The 11,157-nt window shown below is 66.0% G+C and carries 10 protein-coding genes; 5 read left to right on the forward strand and 5 right to left on the reverse strand.

Annotation, left to right across the window (positions count from 1 at the left end; translation table 11 throughout):
- Nucleotides 1-210 precede the first annotated feature (210 nt).
- The 4 genes from VJ811_RS13620 to VJ811_RS13635 form a co-directional block, all read right to left on the reverse strand.
- Entirely contained in the window at nt 211-834 is a 624-nt protein-coding gene (locus VJ811_RS13620) for a DJ-1/PfpI family protein (protein ID WP_324073216.1), read from the reverse strand.
- Nucleotides 835-863: 29 nt separating this feature from the next.
- Nucleotides 864-1,358, reverse strand: coding sequence for a hypothetical protein (locus VJ811_RS13625; RefSeq protein ID WP_324073217.1), 495 nt, complete (start codon nt 1,356-1,358; stop codon nt 864-866).
- A 30-nt stretch (nt 1,359-1,388) separates the two neighbouring features.
- Complete coding sequence (locus tag VJ811_RS13630) at nt 1,389-1,742, reverse strand: hypothetical protein (RefSeq protein WP_324073218.1); 354 nt, start codon at nt 1,740-1,742, stop codon at nt 1,389-1,391.
- A gap of 544 nt (nt 1,743-2,286) precedes the next feature.
- The gene (locus VJ811_RS13635; RefSeq protein WP_324073220.1) at nt 2,287-4,395 is read right to left on the reverse strand and encodes a malate synthase G; all 2,109 of its coding nucleotides are present in this window, start codon (nt 4,393-4,395) and stop codon (nt 2,287-2,289) included.
- Between the two features lie 213 nt (nt 4,396-4,608).
- Here VJ811_RS13635 and VJ811_RS13640 point away from each other — a divergent pair, with 213 nt between their 5' ends.
- Nucleotides 4,609-4,908: a hypothetical protein gene (locus VJ811_RS13640; RefSeq protein WP_324073221.1), complete on the forward strand. Its 300-nt coding sequence runs from the start codon at nt 4,609-4,611 to the stop codon at nt 4,906-4,908.
- Nucleotides 4,909-4,910: 2 nt separating this feature from the next.
- Here the strand turns inward: VJ811_RS13640 and VJ811_RS13645 are convergent, their stop codons facing one another.
- A complete protein-coding gene (locus VJ811_RS13645; protein ID WP_324073229.1) occupies nt 4,911-6,086 on the reverse strand; it encodes a GGDEF domain-containing protein in 1,176 nt (391 codons plus the stop codon).
- Nucleotides 6,087-6,277: 191 nt separating this feature from the next.
- Here VJ811_RS13645 and VJ811_RS13650 point away from each other — a divergent pair, with 191 nt between their 5' ends.
- The 4 genes from VJ811_RS13650 (at nt 6,278) to VJ811_RS13665 (ending at nt 10,564) form a co-directional block, all read left to right on the forward strand.
- A complete protein-coding gene (locus tag VJ811_RS13650) occupies nt 6,278-7,486 on the forward strand; it encodes a hydrolase (protein ID WP_324073235.1) in 1,209 nt (402 codons plus the stop codon).
- On the forward strand, nt 7,483-8,496 hold the full coding sequence (locus VJ811_RS13655) for an arginine N-succinyltransferase (RefSeq protein ID WP_324073231.1): 1,014 nt from the start codon (nt 7,483-7,485) through the stop codon (nt 8,494-8,496). Before VJ811_RS13650 ends, VJ811_RS13655 begins: the two co-directional genes overlap by 4 nt.
- Nucleotides 8,497-8,648: 152 nt before the next feature.
- Nucleotides 8,649-9,896 (forward strand): N-succinylarginine dihydrolase, encoded by a 1,248-nt coding sequence (locus VJ811_RS13660; RefSeq protein ID WP_324073233.1) that lies wholly within the window; start codon nt 8,649-8,651, stop codon nt 9,894-9,896.
- The gene (locus tag VJ811_RS13665; RefSeq protein ID WP_324073234.1) at nt 9,893-10,564 is read left to right on the forward strand and encodes a spermidine synthase; all 672 of its coding nucleotides are present in this window, start codon (nt 9,893-9,895) and stop codon (nt 10,562-10,564) included. The genes VJ811_RS13660 and VJ811_RS13665 overlap by 4 nt, the downstream gene beginning before the upstream one ends.
- Nucleotides 10,565-11,157 lie beyond the last annotated feature (593 nt).

An 11,157-nucleotide genomic window follows, 5' to 3' on the forward strand; every position in this document is an offset into this window, starting at 1 on the left:
CTTTTCGAACAGCTCGCAGACATTGGCGACGACCTGATCGGCCGAAATCACCATCTCGGCTTCGTGGAACAGCGCCTCGGTCAGCGCCTTCAGAAATTTGAGCTGCCCGAAATTAAACGGTGCCGTCATCGCCCTGCCCCCGGTTTGCGTACGCCGCAAAATGCCGGATTATAGCAGGGCCGGGCAAGCTGTATTGTACGGGATCGCCAGTCAGGCGATGCGCGCCAGATTTTCTTCCGCCAGGAACGGCCGCACCGCCGCCAACGCGCGTGTCACATAGTCCGCTTTTTCCCCCACCGGCGCGACATAGTGCAGCGCCGCTTCGGCGGCGGCGGTCCCGGCGAGGCGCGCGATGATCCACGCGGCGAGATATTGCGACGCGAGGCAGCCGCCCGCGGTCGCCACATTGCCGTGCGCGACGAAGGGCGCGTCGAGCACCTCGACCCCCGCCTCGATCACCCACGGCTTCGTCGTGAGGTCGGTGCAGGCGGGGAGCGCGCCGATCAGCCCGAGCTTCGCGAGCAGCAGCGTCCCCGAACATTGCGCGCCGATCAGCTGGCGCGCGGGATCGAGCCGGATGCGGCCGAGCATCAGCGGGTCCGCCGCGATCTCGCGCGTTTTGATCCCGCTGCCGATGATCACCGCGTCGGCCTTGGCCGCGAAATCGAGCGGTTGCTGGCGTTCGATCGTCACGCCGTTCATCGAGGTGACCTGCGGCGTCGGCGACGTGATGTGCGCTTCCCAGCCCTGCCCGCGCAAACGGTTCAGGATAGCAGCCGCAACGAACGAATCGAGTTCGTTGAAGCCGTCGAAGGTCAGCACCGCAATCTGCACGTCAAAACTCCCTTTGAAACGAGCGGCGCCTATACAGCGCCTTCGAAGATATCATCAACCCAGCGCGACCGCGCGGTGTCGTCGCGCGGCGACGCGAGGTAGCGGCCCCACGCCGCGCTCTCGTGCGCGACGATCCCGAGCTCCCAGACGCAGAAGGTCGGACGCGCCACGCCCGCCTCCGGCGGATAGGCGGGATCGAACGGCGCGAACGCCGGCATGTCGCCGTGCCGATACCAGACCGCTTCCCATAATTCGTTCGACCCGCGCCACACCGACACGAGCAGGAAATAGAAATCGGCGCCGCAGCGGTGGAGGATGACGAAGCCGCAATCGCCCGGCGCGACCACCGCCGACGCCTGGCTCGCGAACCAGTCGGCGCAGAGGCTGGCCACATCGTCCGGCACCGGCGCGTCGGCGGCGGTCAGGTGATAGAGCTTGAGCGCCGCGCCGCCCGCTTCGACGAGCGCGCGAAATTCGGCGTGCTTCGGATAATGGCGATAGCCTGGATCGACGGCGGCGGACATGGGCGTCTCCAAAGATGTTCTACCTTTGTTCTAACATATGCGCGCCGCACGCGGCAAGCCCGCTTCACGCCGCGCGCCCCCTGCCGCCGGACGGTAAGCTCGGCATGACGCTCGGCACCGCCTGCGCGGCGCATCGCCGTCCAGCCCGACGACGATCGGCACCGTCATGAACTGCGCGCCGACCTCTTCGTAAAGCCGCGCCGACGGTTCGATTTCCTGCATTTCGGGCAGCGTCGGAATCGAAATCCCGAGCAAGGCGGCGGCGTTTTCGGCATCCTCCGCGGTCGGATGGACGATGTCGGCCCACAGGATCGCGGGCGGGTTTGCCGCACCGATATCGGCGCGGACGAGGCGATCGGCCTCGCGAACGAAAGCGTTGAACATGGATATTCTCCCGAATGCTGGCGTCCGCCAGCGTCAGGAGATGCGCAGGGGATTACCCCTGACGGACCGCCGTGACTGCCGGATATATGGTGCGATGGCTACTGTCGGGGTCCATTTTTCGGTCCTTGGGTTGATGCCGGGGTCGCGCCCCGGCGGGCGGGCCTGTGCGCCCGTGGGTTTAGCCTGTCAATTCGGGAAAGCGGCGGTCGCAAAATCGACTAGCAGCTAGCCCACTAGCCCGAGTTTCACGACTATTGTGGAGAGGATCATCACAAAAAGAACCTTGGCGACGGCGATAACGAACCGGTTTTGCATCTCAATTTCCGACGCGACGATCGACGCTATCTCAAGCGCCATTTGATCCCAGGTCTTAGCGAGCTAAACTCTCGAACGTCTTAACGTCTGCGACCGGTCGATTTCAGCCTTTCCCGTACCCCGGCGAAAGCCGGGGTCCAGGGCTTTCGAGCGCAGGCATAGCCCGGTTACGCCCTGGACCCCGGCTTTCGCCGGGGAGCATTTGGTATCGGTCGTCTGCGAACGCGCCCTACGCCGCCTTCTTTGCCTGCCGATATTTGTGTAGCAAAGGTTCGGTGTAGCCCGAGGGCTGGCCCGCGCCTTCGAAGATCAGCGCGCGTGCGGCCCGGTACGCGATGCCGTCGGGGGTGAGCTTTTCGTAGAGCGCATCGCCCGCGTTCTGCGCGTCGACCTTGGCCGCCATGCGCGTCAGCGCGGCGTCGACCTGTTCGGCGGTGCAGACGCCGTGGAGCAGCCAGTTGGCGAGCGCCTGGCTGGCGATGCGCAGCGTCGCGCGGTCTTCCATCAGGCCGACATCGTCGATGTCGGGAACCTTCGAGCAGCCGACGCCCTGATCGATCCAGCGCACGACATAGCCGAGTATGCCCTGACAATTATTGTCGAGTTCGCGGGTGATTTCGGCGTCGTTCCAGTTGCGCCCGGTGGCGACGGGGACGTTCAGGAGACGACCCAGCGACGGCACCGCCTCGCCCGCGATCTCCTTCTGCCGCGCGAACACATCGACCTGATGATAGTGCAGCGCGTGCAGCGTCGCGGCGGTCGGGGACGGCACCCACGCGGTGTTCGCGCCCGATTTCGGATGGCCGATCTTCGCTTCGAGCATCGCTTTCATCAGGTCGGGCATCGCCCACATGCCCTTGCCGATCTGTGCCTTGCCCGAAAGCCCGCAGGCGAGACCAATGCGGACGTTGCGGTCCTCGTAGCTGGCGATCCAGTCGCTCGCTTTCATCTCGCCCTTCGGGATCATCGGCCCGGCGCGCATCGAGGTGTGGATCTCGTCGCCGGTGCGGTCGAGAAAGCCGGTGTTGATGAAGACGATGCGGTCCTTCACCGCATGGATGCACGCCGCGAGGTTGGCGCTGGTACGGCGTTCCTCGTCCATCACGCCGACCTTGATCGTGTGGCGCGCGAGGCCGAGCATGTCCTCGACCGCGTCGAACAGCCGGTTCGTGAAGCCGCATTCCTCGGGGCCGTGCTGCTTGGGCTTGACGATATAGATGCTGCCCGCGCGGCTGTTGCGAAGCGTGCCGAGGCTCTTCAAATCGTGGAGCGCGCAGAGGCTGGTGATGACCGCGTCGCACAGACCCTCGGGGGCTTCGCTGCCATCGGCGAGCTTGACCATCGGGGTCGTCATCAGATGGCCGACATTGCGCACGAACATCACGCTGCGGCCGTGGAGGGTGAAGGCCTCGCCCGACGGCGAGGTCCACGCACGGTCGGCCTCCATCGCGCGGGTGACGGTCTGGCCGCCCTTGGCGAAGCTTTCGACGAGGTCGCCGCGCATCAGCCCAAGCCAGTTGGCATAGCCGAGCGCCTTGTCCTCGCCGTCGACCGCGGCGACGCTGTCCTCAAGGTCGATGATCGTCGTCAGCGCGGCTTCGAGGATGACGTCGGCGATGCCCGCGGGATCGGTCTTGCCGATCGCGCTCGCGGGATCGATCACCAGTTCGATGTGCAGGCCATTGTGGCGGAGCAGGATTCCGCCGGGCTTGCTGCCGGCCCATTGCGCGAGATCGGCGAGCGCGGGCTGTCCGCCCTGCCAGTCGGCCCAGCTGCCCGACGCGAGCGGCACCGCTTCGTCGAGGAACGCCTTGGCGCGCGCGATCACCGCCGCGCCGCGGTCGGCATCATAGCCGCCGGACTTCGCGGGCGGCGCGTCGAGCGCGTCGGTGCCATAGAGCGCGTCGTAGAGGCTGCCCCAGCGGGCGTTGGCGGCGTTCAAGGCAAAGCGCGCGTTGAGCGCGGGCACCACAAGCTGCGGCCCCGCCATCGTTGCGATCTCGGCATCGACATTCGCCGTGCCGACCTGAAACGGCGCGGGTTCGGGGACGAGATAGCCGATTTCGCGCAGGAACGCCTGATAGGCTTGCGCGTCATGCGCCTGCCCGCCCCCGGATTCTTTGGCGCGTGCTTCGTGCCACGCATCGATCTGCGCCTGCAAATCCTCGCGTTTGGCGAGCAACGCCGCATTTTCGGGCGCGAATTTTCCGAGCAGGCCCGCGAAATCGCTCCAGAATTTGGCGGCGTCGAGCCCCGTCCCCGGCAGCGCGCGCTGCTCGATAAAGTCGGCCAGACGCTTATCGACGGACAGGCCGGAACGGTCGAGAAATTCGGTCATGCTACACCCTCTGGTCGGCGCGGCTGCGCCAGTGGACCCGGGGAGGAAAGGGCCGTCGCCCTATGCCGCGATTGGTTTCGATTGGCAATGGGCGGCGTTTCGCGCATAGCTTTTCAGCCGCCGTGCGGACTTTCGGCACTTGCCCACCCGGCCCGCATGTGATTATGCTGCATTGCACAATAAAACCTTTCTCCCCCGAACGGCTCTGAGACCATGGACGACACACGACTGAAACTGATGGAAGCCATCGCCCGCAAACGGCTGGTGACGGCGCATTATAACGGCCAGGTGCTGACGCTGGCGCCGCACCTGCTGTTCGAGCGCCGCGGCGACCTGTTCATCAGCGCGCTGAACCTGGGCAAGAGCTGGCGCTCCGACGAGGAGCCGCGGCTCGGCCACTTCAAGCTGGGCGGCCTCGCGTCGATCGAGCTCAGCGAAGACGAGTTCGTTCCCCTGCCCGGCTTCGAACCCGCACCGCCGCGCGAGGAAGACACGCCGCTACTCGGGGTCTGAACTCAGGCGACACCCACGGCGGGCGCCGGCGCCAGTTCGGCAATCGCGACGCGCACCTGATTCCGCCCGCCCGCCTTGGCGCGGTACAGCGCGGCGTCGGCGCGGCGCGACAGGTCGAACAGCGAATCGTCCGAGCTACGCTGCGCGACGCCGAAAGATGCCGTGAAGCCGCGGTCGACCCCGAGCACCGGCAACCGCGCCGAGGCGAAGGCCGTGCGCACGGTTTCGGCATAGAGACGGCCGTCGGACAGCAGCGCGTCGGGAAGCAGGACGGCGAATTCCTCGCCGCCGATCCGGCCGACGATCGCACCCGCCGGCGCGGCATCGACGAGCATCGCCGCGAAATGCGCGATCACCCCGTCGCCCGCGGCGTGGCCGAAGCTGTCGTTGATCTTCTTGAAATCGTCGAGGTCGGCCGCGACGAGCACCGCCGTGTCCCCGCCGCGCAGCAGCGCCAGTTCGGTATGATGTTCGAAACCGCGGCGGTTGAGCACGCTCGAAAGCGGATCGGTTTCCGAGCGCGCGACCATTTCCGCGGTGGTGTCGCGCATGATCACGAGCAGCATGACGAGCCCGATGGCCATCAGCGTGACGACGCTGCCGCTCTGCGAGATCGCGGCATAGGTCGTCGCCATATAGCCCTGCGGCGCGCTCGCCGTCCCCACGATCGCCGCGATGAAGGGCTTGGCGACATAGATGCTCGCCGCGAGCAGCTGAAGCGCGATCAGCAGCAGGTCGAGCGCCTGGCGCCGGCCCGAGCGCCAGATCATAAGCCCGAGCAAGACCTGCATCGCAACATAGGGAAGCTGATAGAACGTCAGGCGCACGATCGAGCCATAGGTCATGCTGAAGATCACCGGCACGGCGAGGATCGTGGCGACCCAGATCGCCGCCATCGCGCCCCACGGCGGCTGCACGCGATAATGATGCGCGACGCCGACCAGCGCGAAGCTGAGCGCGATCAGGAAGACCAGGAATATGCCGATGCCGACGGGGGTCGGGTCGACCTGCCGCGTCAGCAGAAATTCCAGCGCGACATAGATGATGCCCATGCCATAACCCGCCGCAAGCCACCGCGCACCGCGCGCGCCGCGGTTCGTCGCCGCGACCACGGCGAACGCGACGGCGAAAATGCCGGCGACGGACATATTGATGCCAAGCACAAAGGCGGCGGTCATCGGCTCACTCACTTATCGGTTCGGCCAGCGTAGCGAGGCTATTCGGAACTTTCGGTTAATGCGTTGCGATTCGGCAATTCGCGCGCTTCATGGCCCAGGGCGGCGACCTGCGGCAGTGACTTGCCGCACAGCGAAGACAAAAGTGCCGGCCGGGGGTGCAAAAGCCCGTCGGCGCTCGCTATAGCCACCGCATGGTCAGTCTCACCGCGACAGAAAATACGACGCTCGAACGCGCCGCCGATGCGCCGATGCTCGCGCAGGTGGAGAAATGGGCGGCGATCAACAGCGGCACGGGCAATCTGGCGGGATTGAAGGCCGTCGCGGGGCTGCTCGCCGACGCCTTTGCGGCGCTGCCCGGCGAGGTCCGGCTGGTCGCCGCCGATCCCGTCGAGAGCGTCGATAGCGCCGGCACCGTCAACATCATCCAGCGCGGCGACCATCTGCATCTGCGCGTGCGCCCCGCGGCGCCGGTGCAATTGCTGCTGACCGGGCATATGGACACGGTGTTCGCCGCCGACCATCCGTTCCAGACATTGAAGTGGCTGGAGGACGGCGTGCTCAACGGCCCCGGCACCGCCGATATGAAGGCCGGCATTTCGGTGATCCTCGCGGCGCTGACGGCGCTCGAAGCCTCGCCGCTCGCGGGCCGCGTCGGCTATGACGTGATGATCAACAGCGACGAGGAAACGGGCAGCCAGGCGTCGGCGCGGCTGATCGCCGAACTCGCGAAGGGCAAGACCGCCGCGCTGACCTATGAACCCGCGCTGCCCGACGGCACGCTGGCGGGGGCACGGCCGGGGAGCGGCAATTTCTCGATCATCGTCCACGGCCGCGCCGCGCATGCGGGACGCAATCCGCAGGAGGGGCGAAATGCCTTGCTCGCCGCCGCCGATCTCGCGCTGCGGCTCGGCGCGCTGAAATCCGATGCGCTCAAGGTCAATCCGGCGAAGATCGACGGCGGCGGCCCGAACAATATCGTGCCCGACAGCGCGATCCTGCGCGTCAATATGCGCCCGTCGACCCCCGATGCGATGGCGGCGGCCGAGGCGGCGATGCGCGATGCGATCGCGGCAATCTCGCGCGAGCATGACGTGCATTGCCATATCCATGGCGGCTTCAACCGGCCGCCCAAGCCGCTCGATGCCGCGGCGACGCGCCTGTTCGAGCTGGTACGCGATTGCGGCGCCACGCTTGGGCTGAAGATCGGGTGGAACGCGACCGGCGGCGTGTGCGACGGCAATAATATCGCCGCGTGCGGCGTGCCGGTGGTCGATACGATGGGTCCGCGCGGCGGCGCGATCCATTCGTCGGACGAATTTCTGATCGTCGACAGCCTCGCCGAGCGTGCGCGGCTGTCGGCGCTCACCATGATAAGAATAGCGGAACGGGGGACGGTGTGAATTATGTGATCCGGGCGGCCAAGCCGGGCGATTTGCAGAGCATTTACGAGATGGCGAAGCTGACCGGCGGCGGCTTCACCAACCTGCCCCCCGACAAGAAGGCGCTGTCGGCCAAGCTGGAGCGCACCGAAGCCAGCTTCGCGAGCGACAAGGAATATCCTTCGGACGAGCTGTACCTGCTCGTGCTTGAGGATATGGACAGCGGCGAAGTGCGCGGCACCTGCCAGATTTTCGGGCAAGTCGGCCAGCGCTGGCCCTTCTATTCCTATCGCATCGGCACCGACAGCAAGCATAGCGAGCAGCTCGGCCGCACCTTCCACGCGCAGGTGCTGATGCTCAGCAACGACCTCAACGGCGCGAGCGAGGTCGGCGGGCTGTTCCTGCACCCCGCGGCGCGCGCCGGCGGGCTTGGGCTGCTGCTCGCGCGCTCGCGCTATCTGTTCATCGCGCGGCACCGCGCGCGCTTCGGCGACCGCATTCTCGCCGAGCTGCGCGGGGTGATCGACGAGGCGGGCGGATCGCCCTTCTGGGACGGGGTCGCGGGCAAATTCTTTGGCATGAATTTCCAGGAAGCCGACCAGTTCAACGCGGTCCATGGCAACCAGTTCATCGCCGACCTGATGCCCAAGCACCCCGTCTATATCGCGATGCTGGGCGAGCATGCGCGCAGCGTCATCGGCGTGCCGCACCCGACCGGGCGCGCCGCGATGCGCATGCTCGAGAATGAGGGTTTCGCGTTCGAAAATTACGTCGACATCTTCGACGGCGGCCCGACGATGACCGCGCGCACCGATCAGGTCGCGAGCGTCCGCGACGCGAAACATATCGAGGTGAAGGGCATCGCCGGCGCCGACGACCTTGGGGGAGAGGATGCGCTGGTCGCGACGGGGCAGCTCGCCGATTTCCGCTGCTGTTTCGGCAAGATCGGCGAGGGTTCGACGCTCGACAGCGCGGCGGCGAAGCTGCTGGGTGTCGGCAAGGGCGGCAATATCAGCTGGATCGGGCGGTAATTTAAGCCTCTCCCCTTCGGGGGAGGGGTTGGGGTGGGGCTGTCGAGCTTGCGCAAGGCCGATGGCCCCCACCCGCTGTGACTAGGCAGCAAGCTGCCAAGTCTCGCTGCCCTCCCCTGAAGGGGAGGGATTGGAGAGGAAAAGCAAGACCCATGCTCACCGAAATCAATTTCGACGGCATCATCGGCCCGAGCCACAATTATGCGGGGCTCAGCCGCGGCAATATCGCGTCGGCGAGCCATGCCGGCGACGTGTCGCAGCCGCGCGCCGCGGCGTTGCAGGGCATCGAAAAGATGCGCCATAATCTGGAACTCGGGCTGCCGCAGGGTTTCTTCATGCCGCTCGACCGGCCCGACGCGCCGTGGCTGGCGACGCTCGGCACGACGCCCGAGGATGCCGAGGGGCATTTGCGCGCGCAGGCCTGGTCGGCGTCGTCGATGTGGGCCGCGAACGCCGCGACCGTGTCGCCCGCGCCCGACAGCGCCGACGGCAAATGCCATCTGACCGTCGCGAACCTCGTCACCATGCCGCACCGCAGCCATGAATGGCCGGGAACGCTGGCGCAGCTTCGCCTCGCCTTCGCCGATCCGGCCTTTGCGGTGCATGCGCCGGTCCCCGCCCCCTTCGGCGACGAGGGCGCGGCAAACCATATGCGGCTGTGCAGCGGGCATGGTTCAGCTGGCGTCGAAATCTTCGTCTACGGCGTTGGCGGCGGGCGTTTCCCGGCGCGCCAGCATCTCGACGCGTCGAAGGCGGTGGCGCGCAACCACCGGCTCGACCCGGCTCGCACGCTGTTCATTCGCCAGTCGGACACGGCGATCCAGGGCGGCGCGTTCCACAATGATGTGGTCGCGGTCGCGAACGAGCATGTGCTCTTCACCCACGAAAGCGCGTTCGAGGAGCGCGAGGCGGCGCATGCCGAAATCCGCGCTGCCTTCCCCGCGGTCGAGATCGTCGAGGTGCCCGCGAGCGCGGTCAGCCTGCCCGACGCGATCAAATCCTATCTGTTCAACGCGCAGCTCGTCAGCCTGCCCGATGGCGGCATGGGGCTCGTGCTGCCGACCGAGGCGCAGGCGACCCCCGCGGTGTGGAACTGGCTGGAGGATATGATCGCGGGCAATGGCCCGATCCGCCGCCTGCTGCCCGTCAACGTGCGCCAGTCGATGGCGAACGGCGGCGGCCCGGCATGCTTGCGGCTGCGCGTCGTGGCTGATCCGAGGGCGGTCGATCCGCGTTTCATCGCCGATGACGCGAAGCTCGACCGGATATCGGGCGTCGTGGCGAAGCACTGGCCCGAGGCGATCGCGCCCGGCGATCTCGCGTCGGCGGCGCTGGCGAGCGACGTGCGCACGGCGCGCGCGGCGCTTCTCGAAACGCTCGATCTCGGCGAGCTGGGTTGAAGATTCGCGAACTGATCGGCACGGCCGAAGTCCCGGGCGGCGACGCGCTGCGCCTCTACCGGCGCGGCGACGATTTCATCATCGCGATCGACCGCAACGAATTGATGAGCAGCCGGATGAGCGGCTCCGAAGAAGCGTTGGCGACGATGACCTGCGATCGGCTGCGCAGCCCGAAGGGCGCCAGCCTGCTGATCGGCGGCTATGGCATGGGGTTCACGCTGCGCGCGGCGCTGAGGGCGCTCGGCCCTGACGCGAAGATCGCGGTGGCCGAACTGGTGCCGGGCATCATCGAATGGGCGCGCGGCCCGATGGCCGAGCTGGCGGCGGGCTGCCTCGACGATCCGCGGGTCGAGCTGATCCTCGGCGACGTATCGAAAGCGATCGGCGCGGCGACGCGCCGCTATGATGCGATCCTGCTCGACGTCGACAATGGCCCCGACGGCCTGACGCGCGAAGCCAATGAGGGACTCTATTCGGCGGCGGGCCTCGCCACGGCCAAGGCGGCGCTGCGCCCCGGCGGCATATTGGCGATATGGTCGGCCGCCCCCGACGCCCGCTTTACCCGCCGGCTGGCGGCGGCGGGTTTCCAGGTCGAAGAGGTCGGCGTTCGGGCGCGCAGCAACGGCAAGGGGCCACGGCATGTGATCTGGTTCGCGCGAGCGAATTAGAGGCGGCCGCGTAAATGGCGGGTTGCGACCGCTTGCAGTCAATCAGGTTCGGAAGCCCGAATTTTTTGGGGATGCGACCATCGCAGGTCTGTCGTCTTCAATATACTTTAACCCAACGTACGTCATGTCAGCATTATGAGCGATTTTGCGATATGGTCAGCGATCATCAGCTACGGACTAATTTCCGTCCTACTAGGGTGGATTTTGAATAAGCTTCATGGTTCGTGGACCGAGAACAGAATCTCATTTTTGGCGGCCTTCATCAGCCAAATTTCGATACTGCTCGTAATGACGATAATAAAATCTGGTGCAAGTCCCGATCAAGGGTGCCCCGGAGGCACATGCATTCACATACCAAATCCGATCGCACTTCCGCTGCTTATGATAATAACATTCCCGGTTAGCTATTGCCTAGCTTACGTTTCTGCCACTGTGGCTAAGCGTGGCTCAAAATGAACGTGCCGAACTCAGCAGAGTTGGCAATTTCCGGGATCATCAGCTGAATTCCGAGATGCCCAGCAGCAGATTAACGTCCGCTTTCCACCCCATAGCTGACGTCGCCCTCAAATAGGCCTTTCCTACATTATCCGGCT

The sequence above is a fragment of the Sphingopyxis sp. genome (assembly GCF_035250425.1).
Lineage (GTDB): Bacteria > Pseudomonadota > Alphaproteobacteria > Sphingomonadales > Sphingomonadaceae > Sphingopyxis.